Source organism: Umezawaea tangerina (assembly GCF_003002815.1).
Taxonomy (GTDB): domain Bacteria; phylum Actinomycetota; class Actinomycetes; order Mycobacteriales; family Pseudonocardiaceae; genus Umezawaea; species Umezawaea tangerina.
In genome coordinates this window covers 106,869-126,433 of record NZ_PVTF01000005.1, presented here as the reverse complement: position 1 = coordinate 126,433, position 19,565 = coordinate 106,869, and the positions used below count along the sequence as shown (strand labels likewise).

General features: G+C 72.4%; 17 protein-coding genes. 4 read left to right on the top strand and 13 right to left on the bottom strand.

Features of this window, described 5'->3' with window-relative positions:
• Nucleotides 1–45: 45 nt before the first annotated feature.
• Together CLV43_RS18090 and CLV43_RS18085 are read right to left on the bottom strand one after the other, a co-directional pair.
• Nucleotides 46–696, bottom strand: coding sequence for a response regulator (locus CLV43_RS18090; protein ID WP_281262165.1), 651 nt, complete (start codon nucleotides 694–696; stop codon nucleotides 46–48).
• Nucleotides 697–700: 4 nt separating this feature from the next.
• The gene (locus CLV43_RS18085; protein ID WP_106188392.1) at nucleotides 701–2,035 is read right to left on the bottom strand and encodes a sensor histidine kinase; all 1,335 of its coding nucleotides are present in this window, start codon (nucleotides 2,033–2,035) and stop codon (nucleotides 701–703) included.
• A 112-nt stretch (nucleotides 2,036–2,147) separates the two neighbouring features.
• Between CLV43_RS18085 and CLV43_RS18080 the strand changes: the two genes are divergently transcribed.
• Both CLV43_RS18080 and CLV43_RS18075 read left to right on the top strand, forming a co-directional pair.
• The gene (locus tag CLV43_RS18080) at nucleotides 2,148–3,269 is read left to right on the top strand and encodes an alpha/beta hydrolase family protein (protein WP_245886717.1); all 1,122 of its coding nucleotides are present in this window, start codon (nucleotides 2,148–2,150) and stop codon (nucleotides 3,267–3,269) included.
• A gap of 50 nt (nucleotides 3,270–3,319) precedes the next feature.
• A complete protein-coding gene (locus tag CLV43_RS18075; RefSeq protein WP_106188390.1) occupies nucleotides 3,320–4,111 on the top strand; it encodes a phosphotransferase family protein in 792 nt (263 codons plus the stop codon).
• A 147-nt stretch (nucleotides 4,112–4,258) separates the two neighbouring features.
• On the opposite strand, the gene CLV43_RS18070 is transcribed toward CLV43_RS18075, so the two are convergent.
• From CLV43_RS18070 to CLV43_RS18055, 5 genes are all read right to left on the bottom strand, one after another.
• Entirely contained in the window at nucleotides 4,259–5,209 is a 951-nt protein-coding gene (locus CLV43_RS18070) for an alpha/beta hydrolase (protein WP_106188389.1), read from the bottom strand.
• A 41-nt stretch (nucleotides 5,210–5,250) separates the two neighbouring features.
• Complete coding sequence (locus tag CLV43_RS18065) at nucleotides 5,251–6,195, bottom strand: NADP-dependent oxidoreductase (RefSeq protein WP_106188388.1); 945 nt, start codon at nucleotides 6,193–6,195, stop codon at nucleotides 5,251–5,253.
• Nucleotides 6,196–6,332: 137 nt separating this feature from the next.
• Nucleotides 6,333–6,605, bottom strand: coding sequence for a hypothetical protein (locus tag CLV43_RS47120; RefSeq protein ID WP_146174796.1), 273 nt, complete (start codon nucleotides 6,603–6,605; stop codon nucleotides 6,333–6,335).
• 297 nt (nucleotides 6,606–6,902) lie between these two features.
• Entirely contained in the window at nucleotides 6,903–7,850 is a 948-nt protein-coding gene (locus CLV43_RS18060) for a threonine/serine dehydratase (RefSeq protein WP_106188387.1), read from the bottom strand.
• A complete protein-coding gene (locus CLV43_RS18055) occupies nucleotides 7,847–8,806 on the bottom strand; it encodes a nitrilase-related carbon-nitrogen hydrolase (protein ID WP_245886630.1) in 960 nt (319 codons plus the stop codon). The genes CLV43_RS18060 and CLV43_RS18055 overlap by 4 nt, the downstream gene beginning before the upstream one ends.
• A gap of 39 nt (nucleotides 8,807–8,845) precedes the next feature.
• Between CLV43_RS18055 and CLV43_RS18050 the strand changes: the two genes are divergently transcribed.
• Nucleotides 8,846–9,604, top strand: coding sequence for an IclR family transcriptional regulator (locus tag CLV43_RS18050; protein WP_106188386.1), 759 nt, complete (start codon nucleotides 8,846–8,848; stop codon nucleotides 9,602–9,604).
• Between the two features lie 10 nt (nucleotides 9,605–9,614).
• Here the strand turns inward: CLV43_RS18050 and CLV43_RS18045 are convergent, their stop codons facing one another.
• Entirely contained in the window at nucleotides 9,615–10,505 is an 891-nt protein-coding gene (locus CLV43_RS18045) for a cyclase family protein (protein ID WP_106188385.1), read from the bottom strand.
• A gap of 130 nt (nucleotides 10,506–10,635) precedes the next feature.
• Between CLV43_RS18045 and CLV43_RS18040 the strand changes: the two genes are divergently transcribed.
• A complete protein-coding gene (locus CLV43_RS18040; protein WP_106188384.1) occupies nucleotides 10,636–12,615 on the top strand; it encodes an ATP-binding protein in 1,980 nt (659 codons plus the stop codon).
• A gap of 445 nt (nucleotides 12,616–13,060) precedes the next feature.
• Here the strand turns inward: CLV43_RS18040 and CLV43_RS47115 are convergent, their stop codons facing one another.
• The 5 genes from CLV43_RS47115 to CLV43_RS18020 all read right to left on the bottom strand — a co-directional run bounded on the left by CLV43_RS47115 (nucleotide 13,061) and on the right by CLV43_RS18020 (nucleotide 19,467).
• Nucleotides 13,061–13,822 (bottom strand): hypothetical protein, encoded by a 762-nt coding sequence (locus tag CLV43_RS47115; protein ID WP_146174795.1) that lies wholly within the window; start codon nucleotides 13,820–13,822, stop codon nucleotides 13,061–13,063.
• Nucleotides 13,819–14,793 (bottom strand): hypothetical protein, encoded by a 975-nt coding sequence (locus CLV43_RS18035; protein ID WP_106188383.1) that lies wholly within the window; start codon nucleotides 14,791–14,793, stop codon nucleotides 13,819–13,821. The genes CLV43_RS47115 and CLV43_RS18035 overlap by 4 nt, the downstream gene beginning before the upstream one ends.
• Nucleotides 14,794–14,846: 53 nt before the next feature.
• Entirely contained in the window at nucleotides 14,847–15,584 is a 738-nt protein-coding gene (locus CLV43_RS18030) for a hypothetical protein (RefSeq protein WP_106188382.1), read from the bottom strand.
• On the bottom strand, nucleotides 15,581–16,255 hold the full coding sequence (locus tag CLV43_RS47110) for a hypothetical protein (RefSeq protein ID WP_146174794.1): 675 nt from the start codon (nucleotides 16,253–16,255) through the stop codon (nucleotides 15,581–15,583). Before CLV43_RS47110 ends, CLV43_RS18030 begins: the two co-directional genes overlap by 4 nt.
• Before the next feature lie 386 nt (nucleotides 16,256–16,641).
• A complete protein-coding gene (locus CLV43_RS18020) occupies nucleotides 16,642–19,467 on the bottom strand; it encodes an acetate and sugar kinases/Hsc70/actin family protein (protein WP_106188380.1) in 2,826 nt (941 codons plus the stop codon).
• Nucleotides 19,468–19,565: the final 98 nt, after the last annotated feature.

Here is a 19,565-nt window from a genome sequence, read left to right as displayed (position 1 = left end):
GACCGGCGCGTCCGGTCCCGGTGGACGGCCGCTCACCGGTCGGGCTCAGGCCAGGCCCGCCTCGTAGGCGACGATGGCGGCCTGGACGCGGTTGCGGGCGTCGAGCTTGTCCAGGATGGAGCTGACGTGGGCCTTCACCGTGCCCTCGACGACGTGCAGCGCCTTGGCGATCTCGGCGTTGGAGTGCCCGGCGCCGAGCAGGGCCAGGACGTCGTGCTCGCGGTCGGTCAGCGCCTCGACCCGGCGCCGGGCCCGTGTGGCGGAGGCGCCGACGTCGCGGTAGCTGCGGACGACCCTGTGGGCGACGGCGGGGGAGAGGAACGCGGCGCCGTCGGCGACGGCGTGCACCGCGGTGATCAGCTCGCGCGGGTCGGAGGCCTTGAGCAGGAAGCCCGCGGCCCCGCCGCCGAGGGCCCTGGCGACGTAGTCGTCCTGGCCGAACGTGGTGAGCACGATGACGCTGGTCACCGGGGCCACCACGGCGATCTCGTCGGCCGCGGCGAGCCCGTCGAGCTCGGGCATCCGGATGTCCAGCAGCGCCACGTCGGGGCGGTGGGCGCGCACCAGCTCGACCGCCCGGCGCCCGTCGGCGGCCTCGGCGACGACCTCGATGCCGTCGTCGGTGGCCAGGATCGCCCGGATGCCCGAGCGGACCATCACCTCGTCGTCGGCCACGAGCACCTGGATCGGGGGCACCGCGCTACGCCCTCTCCAGCCGGTTCTTCGCCACCAGCACGTCGTCGACGAAGCAGAGCTGGTAGGCGTCGGGGTCGAGGTCGAGCAGGTTGTCGCCCGCCAGGTAGTAGACGCAGCTCGCGTCCTCGGGCCGGGGCGGGGTGGCGAGCACCCTCGGGGCCGGACCGAGGTCGTCGGGCGGCAGCAGCCGGTCGACGTCCGCGCGGGTCAGCCCGGACCGCAGGTCCGCGAACCGGTCGTCGGCGAGCCCGGTCCGCGTCACCGTGACCACCTGGAGGACGGCGAGCACGACGACGAGCGCGAGCCCGACGCCGAGCGGCGGCGCGGCGATCCACCGCCTGCCGTCGGGGGCGGGGTCCGGCGGGCCCGCGTCCCGCCACGGCCCGGTGCCGTCGGCCAGCACGGCGGTCACCGCCCAGCCGCCGTCGGGCCGCGGCCCCGCGGACAACCGCCCGCCCGCGAGGCGGACCCGCTCCGCCAGCCCGATCAGCCCCAGCCCGGTCCCCGTGCCGCCGTCCGACCGCGCCGCCGGCTCGTTCACGACCTCGACTCGGGTGCCGTCGTCCCGGCGCGCGATCGTGACGGTGACCGGCGCGCCCGGAGCGTGCCGGGTGGCGTTGGTCAACGACTCCTGGACCACGCGGTGGGCGGCCTGCCTGGTCATCGGCGACCACGCGGGTGCCGTGCCGACGTGCCGGAGGCGGACCCGCAGACCCGCCTGCGACGCGCGGCGGACCAGGTCGTCGATGCTCTCGTCGGCGGGCCGAAGGGAGGCCGCGCCGCCGAACACCTGCACGATGTCGTGCAGCCGGTGGGTGGCCCGGACCGCCCCGGCCCGCACCTCGCCCGCCGCCCGCTTCTGCTCGTCGGTGAGGTCCGCCGCGAGCTCCAGCGCCCCGCCGTGCAACGCGATCAGCGCCAGCTCGTGGCCGATCGAGTCGTGCACGTCCCGCGCGATCCGCTCCCGCTCGCGCAGCCTGGCCTGCTCGGCGACCGCGGCCCGCTCGTGCTCGCGCTGCTCGGCGCGCAGCCGCTGGTAGCGGCCGAGCGACCACGGCAGCACCGACGCGGAGAACTCGACGAACAGCACCGAGAGCCAGTCCGCGAACGGGTCGGGCGAACGCCAGAGCGCCAGCGCGAGCCCGGTGCACAGCACGGCGCCGAACACCCGCAACGCGAGCGGAACGGACGTCATCCGCCTGCCCGCCGGGTAGCCCAGCACCGCCATCGGCACCGCCAGCCAGCCGCCGCCGTCGAACGTCAGCGCCACCGAGAGCGACAACCCGGCCGACAGCACCAGCACCGGCGCCCACACCGGATCCGCTCCCCGAACACCCATCGACCCACCCTACAAAGCGGCGCGATCCCTTGCCCCTGACGAAAGTCGGGGTGCCCGCCCGGCGGAAGACCGATGCCCCGGCACAGCGCGCCTCCCTACCGTCGCCACCGTGATGACTCCGAACCAGTTGATGCGCAGGACGGCCGCGGCCATCGCCGCCGCGGTCGCGGTCGTGGCGTTGGCCGCGCCCGCCACCGCCACACCGGACCAGTGGGTCCTGCCCGCGCCGACCGGACCGCACCCGGTCGGCCGGACCGACCTGCACCTGGTCGACCAGGACCGGACGGACCCCTGGGTGCCGACCGGACCGCGGGAGCTGATGGTCTCCCTGTGGTACCCGGCCGTCGCGGACCGCGGCGACCGCGCGCCCTACGCCACGGCCGAGGAGTCCCGGCTGCTGCTGGAGCTGTACGGCATCACCACCGCGCCTCCCGACGCCCTGGCCGGGGTGGGCACCCACTCGCGGACCGACGCGCCACCGCTGCCCGGCCGGTCGCCGCTGGTCGTGCTCTCGCCGGGACTTGCCTTCCCCCGCTGGACGCTCACCTCCCTCGCCGAGGACCTCGCCGGCCGCGGCTACGTCGTGGCCGGCGTCGACCACACCTACGAGGGCGCCGCGGTCACGTTCCCCGACGGTCACGTGGCCCCGTGCGTGGTGTGCAAGGGAGGGACGAGCGGGACGGCGATCACCGCCAGCCGGGTGCTGGACCTCTCGTTCGTGCTGGACCGGCTGCTCGCCGACCCCCGCTACGGACGGCTGGTCGACCCCGACCGGATCGAGGTCGCGGGCCACTCGATCGGCGGATCGGCCGCCGCCGCGATGATGCTCGTGGACCCGAGGGTGGACGCCGGGATCAACATGGACGGCTCGTTCCAACCGGCACCGCCCGAGGACCTGGCGCGCCCGTTCCTGATGCTGGGCGGGGAGAACGGCGCGCCGGGGGACCGCCCGGACTGGGACCGGACGTGGGCCCACCTGACCGGCTGGCGCCGTTGGCTGCAGGTGCCGCGGGCGACGCACACCTCGTTCAGCGACGCGGCGGTGCTCACCGAATGGCTCGGCCTGCCGCCCGCGGCGCTGCCCGGCGCCCGCGTCGTCGAGATCGACCGCGCCTACGTGGCCGCGTTCACCGACCTGCACCTGCGGCACCGGCCCCAGCCGCTGCTCGAGTGCCCGTCACCGCGGTTCCCGGAGGTCCACTTCGTGGGTCCGGCCCAGGCCCCGGCGTCCTGAGGCGCTAAATCCGGCGACAGCGGCGGCCGTCCCCGTCCAGGATGCCCGGTGTGGAGGAGATCGAGGTCGTCGTGGCCCACAGCCAGCGCACGACGCTGCGCGTCGGCGGGGTGTTCCTGAAGGTGGACGTGGACCCGGCGCACGCCGAGGTCGAGGTGCGGGCGATGGCCGTGGTGCCGGTACCGACCCCGGCGGTCCTCTGGCACGAGCCTCCCGTGCTCGCGATCGCCGCCGTGCCGGGCAAGGCGCTGGGGCTGCTCGGCGAACCGTCGACGGCGTCGCCCGCGGCGTGGGCGGCCGCGGGCGCCGCCATCCGGAGGCTGCACGACGCGCCCTTGCCGCCGTGGCCGGGCCGTGGGCTCGACGACGTGGCAGCGGAGCTCGACCGGGAGTGCGAGTGGCTGCTGGCCAACGCCGTGCTGCCCGCCGAGGTGGTCCGGCACAACCGCGGGATCGCCGAGGCCGCGCTCCGGCCGTGGACACCGGCGTTCATCCACGGGGACCTGCAGATCACCCACGTGTTCGTCGACGGCGACGAGGTCACCGGCATCATCGACTGGTCGGAGGCCGCGCCCGGCGACGCCATGTTCGACCTCGCCACCCTGACGCTCGGGCACGAGGAACGCCTGGACGACCTGCTGGTCGGCTACGGAGCCGACGCGGACCGGGACGTGATCCGCGCCTGGTGGTCGTTGCGCGGCCTGGTGGCCTCGCGCTGGCTGATCGAGCACGGCTTCGACCCGGACGCGCCGGGGTGCGAGTTCGACGTGCTCAGGTCCCGGATGCGGGAACACCGGGTGTGGACCGCGCCGGACCGGGGCCCGACCGGACCGGTCCACTGAGGACTCGCCGCGGCCCGCCACCCGCTCCACCTCGCGGATCGCGGCCACCAGCGCGTTGGTGGAACCCGTGATCTCGTAGGCGAAGCGGCCGGGCCGCCAGGGGCGCGTTCGCCCATCTCCTTGGGGGAAGGGCGAACGCGCGCGGTGTCAGATCGACTTGAGCACGCGGACGCGGTCGGCGATGGCGCGGCGGGCGACGTCGGAGGTGAACGCGATCGAGTCGAACTCGTGCGGTGCGCCGGGGTGCAGGTGGAACTCGACCTGGACGCCCGCCCGGCTGAGCTTGGTGGCGTAGGCGGTGTCCTCGTCGCGGAACACGTCGAGCTGGCCGACCTCGATGTACGCGGGCGGCAGGCCGGTGGCGTCCTCCAGCCGGGCCGGTGCCGCGGTGGGCGGGACGTCGGGTCCGCCCGCGGCGTCGCCGAGCAGGGCGGGCCAGGCGGTGCGGCTGTCGTCGTAGGACCACAGCACGTACGGCTCGATGTGCGGGTCGGGGGTGGTCGTGCGGTCGTCGAGCATCGGCATGACCAGGATCTGCCGGGCGATCGCCGGCCCACCGCGGTCGCGGGTGAGGATCGCCAGTGCCGCGGCCAGACCGCCGCCCGCGCTGTCGCCCATGACGCCGATCCGGTCGGGGTCCACGCCCAGCCCGGCGGCGTTCTCGTGCAGCCAGACCAGTGCGGCGTAGGCGTCCTCCAGCGGTGTGGGGAACGGGTGCTCGGGGGCGCGGCGGTACTCGACCGACAGCATGGGGACGCCGCTGGCGGCCACGTAGCGGGAGACGGGTCCGTCGAACAGGCCGATGTGGCCGAAGATGTAGCCGCCGCCGTGGAAGAACAGCACCGCGGGGCCCGGCGTCGCGTCGGGCTTGGTGTACCAGCGCGCGGTGATCCGCGTGCCGTCGTCCGTCGTGATGTCGTGGTCGGTCGTCGTCACGTCGGCGGGGATCGGCTGGGCCGTGCTCGCGGAGCCGATGATCGGCTCCCAGAAGGCGCGGCGCCCCGGCACGTCGCCCACCGCGGGCGGGGTGAAGCCCGCCATGGCTCCTGCCATCGGGGCGAGTGCCTCGGCGATCTCGGGATCCAGGTTCAACGACATGGCTGTGTCCTTGTCAGGGTTCGTTCGGGTGTGTGAGGTGATCAGGCGCCGGACACGAGGACGACGACCTTGCCGGCCAAGGCGCCCTCGGCGGCCTGGGTGTGCAGCGCGGGCAGCTCCGCCAGCGGCACGCGCCGGGCGACCTCGACGCGCAGGTCGCCGCCGTCGACCAGTCCCACCAGCCGGGCGAGCTGCTCGGCGTCGCTGCGCACGAACAGGTTGACGCCGCGCACACCGCGCTCCTCGTCGTCGGGCGCGGGCATCCACACGGTCGTGTTCACCACGACACCGCCGGGCCGGACGACGGTGGCCAGCGCGGCCAGCTGCTCCGGGGCGACCGGCGCGAGGTTGAGCACGACGTCGACCGGCTCGGACACCGCCCCGACCACGTCGGCGGAGGTGTGGTCGACGACCTCGTCGGCGCCGTGGGCCTTGACGAGCTCGGCGCTGCGCGGACTGGCCGTGGCGACCACGTGCGCGCCCGCCCACTTGGCCAGCTGCACGGCGTAACCGCCTACGGCGCCGCCCGCGCCGTTGACCAGCACGCGTTGCCCGACGGCGAGCTTGCCGTGGTCGAACAGCGCCTGCCACGCGGTCAGCCCCACCAGCGGCAACGCCGCCGCGTCCGACAGCGGGACGCTCGTGGGCGCGGGGGTCAGGATCTCGGCCGGGACCAGGATGTACTCCGCCGACGCGCCGTCGTCGGTCATCGGCAGGAACCCGACGACCTCGTCGCCGACCGCCAGGCCGTCCACGCCGTCGCCGAGCGCGTCGACCGTGCCCGCGACGTCGCGGCCGGGGGTGTGCGGCAGGACCACCGGCATGGGGCCCTGCATGTTGCCCGCGCGGACGCTGGCGTCGATCGGGTTGAACGACGTCGCGGCGACCCGGACGCGGACCTGCCCGGCACCGGGGACCGGCTGGTCCACGTCCTCGTAGCGCAGGACCTCGGGGGTGCCGTAGTCGTGGAACCGCACTGCCTTCATGAGAGGGCCTCGCCTTCGTTCGAGTGGGATTGTGCTTCGAGTTCGAAGCAACTGAGGATCACGCTACCACCTGCTTCGAATTCGAAGCAGGTGGTCTCCGTCACCTCCGGAGCCGCGCGCGACCGGACAAGGGGTCGTCACCGCCCGGCGCGGGCCACCCGGCGGGCGTCGGGTAACAGTCGACGTGGACGGCAGGGGGAGTCCGAGAACAGGCGCGTGGGGCGCACTTCACCCACGCGGGCGCTGACTGCGGCCGGGGACCCGGAGCCGAACACGGATCCCTCCTCCGGCCGGCCCGCCGCGGTGCTGCCGGCCGTGGCCGTGGGGGACGCGGGACCACCGGTCGCCTCGACGTCGAGCAGGACGCCTCCGCCGAGGCGCCCCCGCTCGGCGGGAGGCGGAATGCTCATCGACCGGTCCTCGGAGTCCGTGGACGGCACCGTCGTCCTGGCACGGATCCTGTGCCGCGACGGTGTCCGGTGTCCACGTCCCGCGGTGCTCACGGGTGTCCAGCACGGCCCACCGGCGCTCCGAGGTGGAAGGCGTCAGCGAGGGGCGACGGGCTGCTCGGCCACCACCGTGCGGTCCCGCCGTGAGCACGTCCTCGCGGTCTTCCGCCCCGCAGGCCGGCGCGCCTGCGGGGCGGAAGAGGCCGGGCGGTACTGCCATCCCGGCCGCGAGGGCCATCGGCCTTCACACCGGACGGGCTACCCGGCCGGGACGAGTGCGGCGAGGTCGGCGTTGCTGCCGGAGGCGACCACCGCGACCTGCTCGCCGTCCGCGGGCCGGTAGGCGCCGCTGAGGACGGCGGCGAAAGCGGTCGCGCCGCCGGGCTCCACCAGCAGCCCGACCCGCTCCAGCAGGAAGCGCTGGGCGGCCAGGATCGCCGCGTCGTCGACCGTCACCGTCCGCAGCCCGTGGCGGACGGCCGTGGCCAGCGCGAGTCGTCCGACTCTGCGCGCGCCGAGGGAGTCGGCGGCCCGGCCGCCGGTGCTCACGTCCACGGGTTCGCCCACGGCGAGCGCGGTGGTCAGCGTCGGGCACGACTCCGGTTCCACGCCGACCACCCGCGCGGTGTCGCCGTACCAGGCCGCGATGCCCGCCACCAGGCCGCCGCCGCCCACCGGCACCAGCACGGTGTCCGCCGCGGGGTGCTGCTCCTGAAGTTCCGCGCCCACGGTTCCCTGACCGGCGATGACCGACTCCCGGTCGAACGCGTGCACGTCCAGCGCGCCGGTCCGGGCCGCCCACTCGGCGGCGGCCTCGGCGCACTCCGCGTAGACCAGGCCGCCGACGACCAGGTCCGCGCCCAGCTCGGCGATCTTGCGGCGCTTGACCGGTGGGCAGATCTCCGGCACGTAGACCCGGCAGGGCGTACCCCTGCGCTGGGCGGCGTAGGCGACCGCGATGGCGTGGTTGCCGCCGCTGGCCGTGACGACCCCGTCGGCCGAAAGCTCGGCGCCGAGCACGGTGTTCAGCGCTCCCCGCACCTTGAACGAGCCGGTGACCTGCAGGGACTCCGCTTTGATCGTGACCACCGCAGAGCCGGTCGCCACCCGCAGCACGGGCGTGCGCCGGACGTGGGGCGCGATGATCTCCGCGGCCGAGCGGACGGCCTGCCTGCCGACCTCCGCCGGGAGCGCTGTTCCGGTCATCGGGTGCTCCTCGGGTCGGCGGTCGGGTCCTGGTCCGACGCGTAGGCGACCGCCTCGCGGACGGTCTGGTCGACGGTCAGCCGGAACACGTCCGGGCGGGCGCAGTGGCCGACCGCGTCGAAGTCGTACCGCGCCCGCGGCAGCGCGGCCAGGTCGATCTCGGCGAACAGGGTCTGCTCGCCGTCCCACGCGGGCCCGGCCAGGATCTCGCCGAGCGGGCCCACGATGCAGCTCCCGCCGGTGGCGACGACGTCGTCGGGTTGGGCCCCGACCAGGTTCTGCTGGTGCGCGGGGAAGTCGGAGCGCCGGGCGAACTGGTTGCAGGACAGCACGAAGCACCGGCCCTCCACGGCGATGTGCCGCATCGTCGAGACCCAGGTCGGACGTCCGTCGGCGGTCGGCGCGCAGTAGATCTCGATGCCCTTGTGGTACATCGTGGTGCGCAGCAGCGGCATGTAGTTCTCCCAGCAGATCACCGCGCCCAGGCGGCCCAGCGCGGTGTCGTGGACCTGGAGGGTGGACCCGTCGCCGAAGCCCCAGACCATCCGCTCCGCGCCCGTGGGCATCAGCTTGCGCCGCTTGCCGACCAGCGCGCCGTCCGGGCCGAAGGTGAGCACCGCGCAGTACAGCGTGCCGCCCGCGCGCTCGACGACACCGACCACCAGGTGCACCCGGTTCGACCTGGCCACCTCGGCCAGCCTGCCCGCCTCCGGCCCCGGCACGGTGATCGCCGACTCCCAGTACCGCCCGAACTCCTCCCGCCCGGCGTCGGTCCGGCCGCCCACGTACCCGCCGAACGTGCTCCCCTTGGGGTAGCCGCCGACGAAGGCCTCCGGCAGCAGGCAGAGCTCGGCGCCCTCCGCCCGCGCCGCGCCGACGAGCTCGCCGACCTTGTCGACCGTCGCGCCGGGATCGTCGGGGACGGGTGTCGCTTGGACCACGCTGACCAGGGGCATGCGGGCCATCGTGGCCACCGCGCGGAGTATGGTCCAGGCATGCGTTCGGCTCAACCGAACGGGCGTGCTCCGGTGGATCGCGCGTTCGGCATCCTGATGGCGTTCCCGGAGCGGGGCTCGGTGTCGCTCGGCGAGCTGGCCCGGCGGGCCGGGTACCCGAAGACCACCGTCCACGACCTCCTCGAGCCGTTGATCCGGATCGGCGCGGTGGAACGCGACGGCGACCTGCTCCGGCTCGGGCTGCTCCTGTTCGAGCTCGGCATGCGCGCCTCGGGCAGGCCCGACCTCCGCGCCGTCGCCCTTCCGCACATGCAGGACCTGATGACCGCCACCGGCGGCACCGTCCACCTGGCCGTGCGCGACCGCACCGACGTGGTCTACCTGGAGAAGCTGGTCGGCGGGCGGCCGAGCCCGGCGCCGTCGGTGGTCGGCGGCCGGATGCCGATCCACCTCTCGGCGGTCGGCAAGGCGATCCTGGCCTTCTCCGCGGCGGAGGTGGTGGCCGACGTGGTGGAGGCGGACCTCGAGGCGGCGACCCGGTCGACGATCACCCGCCGCGAGGACCTGCTCGCGGAGATCGGCCGGGTCCGGTCGCAGGGCGTCGCGGTCGACCGCGGTGAGCTGCGCGCCGACCTGGTCTGCGTGGGGGCGCCGATCCGCGACGGCGCCGGTGTCGCGGTGGCCGCGATCTCGGTGGCCGCGCGGACCGGCGCGGTCAACCTGGCCCTCGCCGCGGCCAAGGTGCGCCGCACCGCCGCGGCGGTCGCGGAAGCCCTCGCCCGACCTGTCCCGTCCTGAACCGCGGTCGTCAGAAGACGGCGAGCGGGTTCACCGGTAGGCCGGTGGTGCCGAGGATGCGGGGAACGGCGGCCGCGAACAGGAACGTGTACCGGCCGTGCTCCTCGCAGACCGGGACCAGCTCCTCGCTGCGGGCACCGTCGACCAGCACGAGGCCGAGCCTGCCCAACCCCAACCGGTGCAAAGCGCCGGGGAAGTCGCCCGGCAACGGGGGAGAGGCGTCCCCGATGTCCCCGGCGTAGACGGCGATCCCGCGCTCGTGCATCCAGCGGACCGCGCCCGACGTCATCCCCGGCAGCGCCCGGCCGTGGTCGGGGACGCGGTCCCAGCCCGCCCGCACGACCAGGGCGTCGCCCGAGGTCACCTCGACGCCCACCCGCGTCTCCGCGGCCTCCAGGTCGCCCGCCGTGACCGCGTGCCCGTCGGGCAGCTTGCCGCCCGGAGCCAGGTCGAGCAGCACACCCCGCGTCACGATCCCGTCGGCGAACACGTCCGCGGCGCCGTGGGTCACCCCGGCGGGCCCGGAGCTCTCGGACCGGGGGATGCCGGGGTAGACCTGCCCGTCCACGACCATGTGCGACAGCGCGTCCAGGTGCGTGACCTCGGGGTGGTGCGTCGTGATGAGCATCAGCTCGGCCATGGCCAGCGGCGGCGCGCCGGTGAACGACATGATGGTCTGCACGCCCGTGGTGTCCGCCCGCAGGCCCGCCATGGGCCCGCCCATCAGCGGTGCGGTCGGGGTCTTCCTGGCCAGTGACACCGACACGCCGGTGCGCACCTGCGAGGCGCCGCGCGCGCGGGCCTCCGCGGTGATCAGGTTGATGGTGCCGAGCTGGTCGGAGCCGCCCCAGCGCCCCCAGTTGGTCGGGAAGTCGGCAGCGTTGTGGTCCACGATGGTCATGTCCTTCGTCGGTGGGAGGAGCGAGGTGCTCGCGGCAAGATCGTCACCGGGCGGGGGCGCGACCACCAGCCCGGTCCGGTGCCCATCCGGTGCCCAACCTCGTGGCGGCGGCGGTGGTTACAGTCGGGGCGTGACCTCACTCGGGCAGACCCTGCGGGAGTTGCGGCGGCGGTCTTTCACGGGCCGGGACGAGGAGACCGCCGTGTTCCGGGACGCGCTGGGCGCCCCCGGCGTGATCTTCGTGCACGGGGTCGGCGGGGTGGGCAAGAGCGCGCTGCTCGACGTGTTCGCCGACCTGGCCGCCGAGAAGGGCTTCGAGCCGGTGCGGGTCGACGCCCGGCACCTGGCGCTCGGGCGGGGAGCGCTGCCCGTCCTCGCCGACGACGCGCTCGCGGTGCTGCTGATCGACACCTACGAACTGCTGGAGCCGGTCGACGACTGGATCCGCGAGCACTACCTGTCGTCGCTCCCGGCGTCCTGCCTGGTGGTGATCGCCGGGAGGCGGGGGCCCGGACCGCGGTGGCGCGCGGACCCGGCCTGGCGGGAGGTGACGCGGGTCGTCGCGCTCGGCAACCTGTCCACTGAGGACGGTCGCGCTCACCTGACCGCCCAGGGCGTTCCGCCGGATCTGCACGACCGGTTGCTGAAGATCAGCCGTGGTCATCCCCTGACCCTGTCGATGATGGTGGACGCCGTGCGGCGCGGCGCCGTGCCGCGCACCCTGGACGACCTGCCGGACGTGGTGGGCGCCCTGCTGGCGCAGCTGGTCGACGAGGTGCCGAGCACCCGGCACCGCACGGCGCTGGAGGTGTGCGCGCTGTCGGCCGTCACGACCGAGGACCTGCTGCGCGCGCTGGCCGACGGAGACGCGGGCGAGCTGTTCGCCTGGCTGCGGACGCAGGCGTTCGTCGACGAGTCCCCCTACGGGCTCTACCCGCACGACGTGGTCCGCGACGCCATCACCGCCGACCTGCGCTGGCGCGACCCAGTCCGGTACGCCGACCTGTACCGCCGCAAGCTCGCGTTCTTCCACGACCAGGTCCGGGCGACCGCGGGTGAGCGCGAGCGGCTGGACCTGGTGGTGCTGACCGTCGTGCTGAACGGCGCACGGTCCCCTTACGCCGCACTGGCTTCGCTGCCGCCGCCGATGCGGACCCGCGCCGACGGGCTGCGCGACGGCGACCGGGCACCGATCGCCGCCATGACCGCCGAGTGGCAGGGGAGCGAGCAGGCCGAGCTGGTGGCGCACTGGATGCGGCGCCGGCCCGAGTCCTTCCGGGTCTTCCGCGCCGAGACCGGTGAACCGCGGGGCTTCGGCGCGTGCCTCGACCTGACCGCGGCCGATTCCGGTGTGGACCCCGGCGCCGACGCGATGTGGGAGTACGCGGAGCGCCACGGGCCGCCGCGCTCCGGTGAACGCGTCCGCGCCTGGCGCTTCTTCCTCGACCGCGACCACGGGCAACGCCCGTCACCGTCGCTGACGCTGTTCGTCGCGTGGCAGATGCTGGACGTCCTGGTCGGCGACGACATGGCGTGGAGCTTCGTGGGCGCGTTCGCCGACGCCGAGCTGTGGACGCCCGCCATGGAGTCCCTCGACTTCTGGGCCGCCGCCGACTACACCGTCGGCGGGACGCGGTTCCCGGTGTTCGCGCACGACTGGCGCCGGACCGGCGTCGTGGGCATGGCCGACGTGCTGCACGCCCGTCGGATCGGCGCCCCGACCCGACCCGCCGGGCAGGTCCTCGCCGAAGCGGTGCTGTCCCGACCGGAGTTCACCGACGCCGTCCGCTCCGCCCTGCGCGCCTTGCGCACACCGGAGCTCCTGCGGTCGAACCCGTTGCTGCGCACGCGGATGGTCCGCGAGGACGGCCGAGCCGACCGCACGCCCACCGAGACCCTGCGGGACCTGCTCACCGAGGCCACCGCCGCGCTGAAGCCCGAGCTCGGCGTGGTCGTCGACCGCACGTTCCTGCGACCGGTCGGCGTCCAGGAGCACGTGGCGGACTCGCTGCACCTGTCGTTCAACACCTACCGGCGGCACCGGGACAAGGCGGTCGCACAGCTGGCGGAGTTGTTGTGGGACCGCGAAACGGGCAGCCCCCGTGGTTAGCCCGCTCGTCGACCACAGGGCCGAAAACCCGCACTCGCGCACTGTCCACTCGGGGCAAACACCGGCGGGTCGCGGAACAGGCCGGGATGGGACTCGCCACGGTCCACCTGCACCAGCCCGAGAAGCTCCTGTTGGAGGCCATCTCGAGCGTGAGCCTGCCGTTCTTCCTCGCCCCGGTCACTCCTGCGCGCGACTGGCTGCGAGGGCAGCCGCGCTACGGCTCATCGACAGCAGCGATATCCGGCGCGGATGACAGGAGTCCACACCACTCAGCGGGATCCCGCCGCACGGTCCATGCGGAAGAGGCCACTACTCAGCTCCGGTAGCAGGTCCATATGCCGATGGCGGGTTCTGGGCCTGCCGCAGGGCTGTTGTCGCTGTCCGAGCCGGTGGTGGTGTTCTGGTCGATCGAGGTGCTGTTCTCGGCGGACACCGGTCGAGGTCATCAGCGGGATCGGCGACGCACCAGGTCGACCACCAGGCGGGCTATGCGGCTCGTCTTCGGGGAGGTCTTGGTGGGCGCGGCGCTGTGGTCGACATGGCTGGTGGGAATTCTTCGCCGGTCGGTCGTGTCGGCTGACGTGGCATGCGTAATGCCGGGTTGCATGGTCGATCGGGTCACTCGGAGGCCGATCACGGTAACGAGCCCGTCAGTCATGGCGGCCGCTCGCCACAGCGGGTCGGCTTGCGCCTCCGGCCAGACGTGCACTACTGCGGGTTCCGGCGGTGGGCACTCGGATGAGCGGGGATCAGCGGTCAAGGGAAGCGGCCACGGTGCTGGTCCGGACTGAACGATCTGCGGGGAAACGGACTCCGCTGCCGAATGCGTCCACACCGGACTCATCCAGCGGTGGTACTCCACGCCTGCCCAGGTGTGGAAGTGCTTGCGCAGCGTGGTGAGTTCGGGTGGGGGTCCGGTGCCGTGCCAACCGACGAAGGTGTAAAGTTCCCGTGCGCCGTCGGAATGCATCGAGTCGCTGAGTTCGGCGGCCTGGCACGCGACGCCGACCACACACCACCCATCACGGCGCGCCAGCAGGAAGCGCGGACCGAAACGCAGGTCGCGGCCGCCCTGCACAACGGCGTGCACGACCGTGGCCAACCAGCCTGACACCGGGATGCTGGTGCCGTTCGGTACGGTTCGCCACCAGTTGTCGTGTGCGGGGATGCGTGCGTAGACCACGGGCGACCAGGTGTTGTCGGTCATGCCGAGCCCCTTTGAACGTGCCTGCCCTCGTGGATGATAGGTACGTCGGTGTCGATCTTGCTGGCCAGCACGGAGGACCAGTAGGCGGCCGTCGCGCGGGCGTGTTCCGCGGCGGCGAGCCGAGTCCGGGCTTCCCGCAGCGAGGACTCCACCTTGGAGCGCCTGCCTGGGAGCCGGAACGGGTGCACCAGCAGGGCGTCCAGTTCGGCTTGCCGCGCGGCAACCTCTCCGGTCAGCCTGGTGATCACCGCCCGTTGGCGGAACTCCTCCGTGAAGTGCTGGTGCCGCGCGCTGAACAGGATGGGCTGGTGCAACCGTTGGGTGTCGACGCGCGCGGGGTCGATGTTGTGCTCGGCTTCGCCGAACCAGCCGACCTGCACCGGGCACACCATCGCGGTGAGCCTCGTCCGGCTCAGGACTGGCAGCATGTCGATGACGGCCACGATGACCTCCGCCAGCCGCTTGTCGTGCGGCACGCCGTTGGCATGGGCAGCGTTGACGATCCGGTCGGCCTTGGTGATCAGCACGACGATCGACGGCAGCGCGAGCCCTTGTGCTGCTCGCGCGTCGACCACGCCCCGGACCAGCGTCGACATGCGTTCGGCGCCGAGCGTGGTCGCGAGACGGGGGACGTCGTGCGGGAGCCGGGCTTCGGCGAGCGTGCCGCCGTCCAGGACCAGGTGGATGGAGTCCGACTCCATCAGCCGCGAACGCAGGCGGAGCACGTCGCTGTGCTGGTCCGAACGGGTGAACAGGGCTCCGCCGCGGAAGTCGGCCCAGCTCATGGTAGCCGCGGTGTGCTCGCGGTGCTGGAGGACGAACTCGTAGAACCGCGGGTTCTCATCCGTGGCCTCGGGCACCACGCCGTGTTCGGCGAGCGCCCGCCACCCCTCGATGAGATCCAGTTCCAGGTCGGGATCGCGCTCGAACAGGCCGAAGTCGCCCGACCCGCGTGCGAGCTGCGTGAACATGCCGTGGAGGTATGTTGTCTTGCCGGACCCGGAAGCGCCCAACATCGTCACGGTTATGGATGCCAAGTCGCCCTCTTCCGGTCGAATCCGTTGCTACCCCACGACCAAGCCGGTAGCGGGCCGACGGGCCACACGGCAGTGACCTCATTCGCCATCGCGGGTATGCCGTGGCGGAGCCCCCACAACAGCGGCAACGCGCAGTGCCCACTGGGTGAGCCCGCGTTGACAGACACGGTGAGCCCGGTGATCCGCGAGCTCGTCGCGCCCACCGCCCGTAGGGGGTCGAACAGCGCCACCACCTCCTCGAGGGTCTTGTTCTTGTCCAACTGGTCCATGTGCGTGATCGCCAGCACGACAGGCAGCAGACGCGAGGGCTCCGTACCCGAAGGACCGCGTTCGTGGATCCACCGCCGTACGACGACGGCCAGGCGTGCCACGTCACTTGACGCCGAGACCCTGGTCAACGACGGCGCGTCGACAGTCAGCACCAGCGCCTCGGCCATGGAGGGCGCGGCGAGCATCCGCTCGTCCGCAGCGGAGCGCTCCAGCAGCCTGCCGTCGTGGTCGGCGCAGTCGAGCCACGTCCTGTCACGCAGCCGGGTTCGGTAGACCGGGAGGCCACGCGTTGGTCTGGGAGGGCGCCCTCGATCGACGGCCCGTCGGACCCGGCCGAGCCGCACTCGGTCGTCCACGGTGGTGCGTGAACCCAGGAGAAGCGTGAGCTCGGCGAGTCCTCGTGCGATCACCGAGGTCTTCCCGACCCGGGACCTGCCGAGGAAAAGGATCCTCATGGTTCGTCCCGGACGTAGATGACCCGGCCGGCATGGTCCTCCCCACCTGCGCGGAGGTGGACGCGCAGGCAGGCGAGGATCTGGCTGGGTGGACGTCCGGGGACCGGGCACGAGAGGTTGTGCTTGCCGACCCAGGCGCGCTGAGCGTCGAACGGGCCCGGCGGGATGACCCGGACCTCGACCACGTCCGGACCTCCGCGCAACGCGGACGCCGACTCGGTGAGCACCGCGCGAGATCGCTTCCCAAGCCTGCCCCACCAGCTCTCGGGGTGCGCGGGAGGCACGTGGACCACCGAGTTGAGCAACTCGTCGACGAGCACCAGTTCACGCAGCTCGCGCACTGATCCCACGGGGGCGTCGGCGAGGTAGGAGAACCGGTTGGCGGCGTCGCGCCTGAAGTCCTTGAGGTTCTTCGGCTCGGCGAGGGAGTGGAAGTCCTGTCGTCGCCTGCTCTCCAGGGCATGGTGCAGGGCCGGGTCGTGCCCGGCCATCGCGAGTACCTGACCTGCCACCGCGCGCAGGTCCGCGAACCGGTCCGGCAGGGCTTCCGCACCGAGTGGAAGGGCATCGGACGACTCCCGCAGTCCCGGGACCCCGAACCCCGGCTCCACGAGCACCTCGGAGGTACCCGGAACCTCCTGCCACGGCAGGTCCGCGTTGTCACGGGGCAAGGCTCGCGCTCGTCGCCGCCAGGCATCCGCGAGGTCGGGTGGCAGCCGGAGCATCGACAACCACAGACGCTCCCATGTCGTACCCTCCGCAGTGGTGCTCACCGCCGTGTCGCCCAGCCACACCGAGACTTCGGGGTCGGCCTCGAAAGTCGCGGCCAGAGTTTGAACCGGACCAGGGCTGACGATCGGTATCGGGTCGGAGCTGTTCGAATCGTGGTCGTCCGCCAGCAGTGACGCGAGCAGGTCTGCTGCTCTGGTCACGTCGTCGGGAGCGTCTGTCGCGCTGCGCAGAGCGGCCACCGCACCGGCCACAGCCGCACGGGCCGTAGTCGCCGACGACCCGTCCAGCGCGGCTCGCAGCACCTCCTCCAAGCACCGGTGGCTGCTCATTGGAGTCCGGTGAACGGGTCGCTCTGCGACTGGTAGTCCGGTTCGGCCGAGGTCATCATCAGCCGCAGGACCGAACCAGGCGAGTCGAGGAGCTCTTGGAGGTTCTGCGCTGCACGGTAGGGCGGCGGCCCTGCGACAACGTGGAGGATCCCCGTCTCGTCGAGCACCGCGTGGTGGCGCAAGCCGTCTGCGCAGTCAGGTGCCGGGATCACGACAGGCTCGGCGTAGTTGCCGCCGGTTGATCTGTGAAACCGCCATCCGTGGGCTTGCGGGACTTCCAGAGGTCCACTGATCTTGGCACGGCGGCGGCTTCCGCCCACCACGAGGACGCAGTCGAAAGCATCACCCGCGGTGAACACGGGCTCTGGCATGGAGTCGTCCATGAAGCCGGTGATGGTGGGATCCGCCACGACGTCGTCCAGTACCACGTCGAACCGATCAACGGGCTCAACCAGCCGCATCGACGTGGATGCATGGGGGAGAGTGATGTCCGGGACCCCGCCGCGGCACACCAGTGCCCACATCTCCAGGCTTGCGGACGCCTCGACCTGGACGAAGAGCTCGCGGGCCAGTGCGGGGCCGAACTTGTGGCCATCGAGTTCCTCCACCTTGAAGAACTCCTCCAACCGCAGGTACGCCCACTGGTGGGAGATCTCGAACGCCTTGAGCCGGTCCACCCGGAACGGGTTCTGGTACTGCACCCATCCGGCTCGCACGACCGGTTCGCCGCCGGCTTCGGTTGGTCGCAGCTCCGCGTCCATGCCGAACAGCGGCGTCGTACCACTCGGTCCGATCTCGGCCGCGGCCGGGACCACGAACGCGGCGGGCATCGAGCGGAAGAGGTTGTCCACCTCCACTGTCAACCAGGTGACGCCGTCGGCCAACCGCGCTCGCACGTTCTCCTGAGTCCTGCGGTCCACAGTGGATGCCCAGCAGGCGCCGATGGACGCCGCGTGCTTGGCGTAGGCGTCGCCGTAGCTCAGGATCGGGGGAACCGGCCGCGGCACCGGCTCCTCCGTGAACCACCTCGAGAGCGCCTGCACGAGCTGGGCGCGGACCTGCGGCAGCAGCGACCCCCGTCCGGTGAGCACGACCTGGTGCAGCTGGTCGTTCGGCAGGCGCGTGGCGACCAGGTCGGCGGCCAGGTTCATGGTCTGCCGGATTTCCGGTTCGAGCAGGTGGACGAAGTCCTGCTGCCGCAGCAAGATCCGCGGCGCCGTGAGCGACTCGCCACCGACCGCTTCGTGCATCTCACGCAACGAGTCGAACACCGCCCGCAGCGCGATGTCGTCGACCTCGACCGTCTCGTGCACCCCCAGGTCGATCTTGGCCTGTTCCGCGATCTCCCAGAGCTTGGTGAACAGCTGCTCGCGCTCGGCGGCAGAACCACGAAGGCCAGGGGTGGTGTCCCGCCACTGGGTGGGCACTACGTGGCCCGCTGCCGCGGCAGCCTGGCTCAGGTCCGACAGGACGTCCAGCGCCGAAGTGACCAGCTTGTCCGGCAAGTACACGTCGTAGGCGTCGAAGTACCGCCTGCCCAGTTGGTCGCGCACCGACTCCGCCACCCGCGGGGAGGACATCAGCACGTGGTTCGCCAGCAGCACCTTGATCCACCGGAAGACCTGTAGCGTGACGAAGTCACCGCCGCGTTGACTGTCCCCGGTGGTACCGAGCAGGGTCGGTTTGAGTCGGAAGTACCTACCGTAATGCGGCGAGTCCGCACCGGGGGCCGTGCGGTCGGTCTCATCGCGCAGACCCAGTCTGATCAGCGCAATGTCGACCGTACCCCCGCCGACGTCCACGATCAGGACGTGCTGTTGCCAAGCCGTGGGGCGTCCGTCGGGCGTGAGGTTCTCGCCGGGGACGGGATCGCACCGGGACGAGAACGACTCGACGGCCATGTCCGTGCGCCCGCCGACCGAGCGCAGGACGTAGAACATCGCGGCGGCGACCGCCTCGTCGAAGCTCGTGTCGAGGGTGAGGATCCCGACTTGGCCCATCATGGACCGCAACTTGTTCCGAGCCGACAACGGTGCCATCGTCGGATAGGTGAGGACCACGTCGACGAGCTCACCGCGGATCAGGTTGAGTTCTGTCCGGAAGTTCTCGAGGTAGCGGTTGGTGCGGTAGGTGAGGTCGTTCAGGGCACCGGTCATCAGCTGGTCGAGGGTAGGGCCGTCGGACGACCCGAACTGGCGGGGTGTACGCCGCCCGAGCTGCTGCTTCAACCCGCGGTAGGCGACCGGTTCCCACAGCTGCCCGTCCGACTCCGGTCTGCTGCCCAGTCGGAAGCGCCTGGCGTTCTGCTCGTGGGTGTCCCACACGACGCTCGGCAGTTCGTCGTGGGTCCGGCCCTCCAAGTACGCGCGGTGATAGCGCAGGGAGTCCAGCGGTGGCACAGCGAGTGCTTCCCGGTAACACCGGGCCAACTGAGGGGTGAGGTACCGGCGCATTTCCGATGTGCCGTTCACACAAGCCCGCTCCAACTCGGTGATCACGGTGTCGAGAGCAGTGCGGTGCCCGTCCCTGGTGCGCAGCCGTTCTGCCGTCCCCACCCGTTCGACCCGCCCCGGCACCGGGGACAGCTTGTCGGCCACGCTGCACCCGAACTCGCGCCACGCGATCCGCAAACCGCTGCCTCCAGGAGGTTCCTGGTCGAACAGGTCGGCGAACGCGTCGGCGAGCTTGTGCCGCTGGACCGGCGACAGCGATGGGTAGGTCGCCTCCTGCGGGTCCCACACCGTCACCGTGGAGGTGGTCGTGCCCAGGTCGAAGGCGGCCCTTCCGCCGTAGCCAGGTCTGATGCGGTCAGCGGTCCGCACTCCGCGGGTTTCAGGTTCCGGAGCCGGATGCTCCGGGTCACTCAGGTTTTCGGTCGGGGGTGAGGACCACCACGGGTTCTGCGGCCATGAGAACCTGT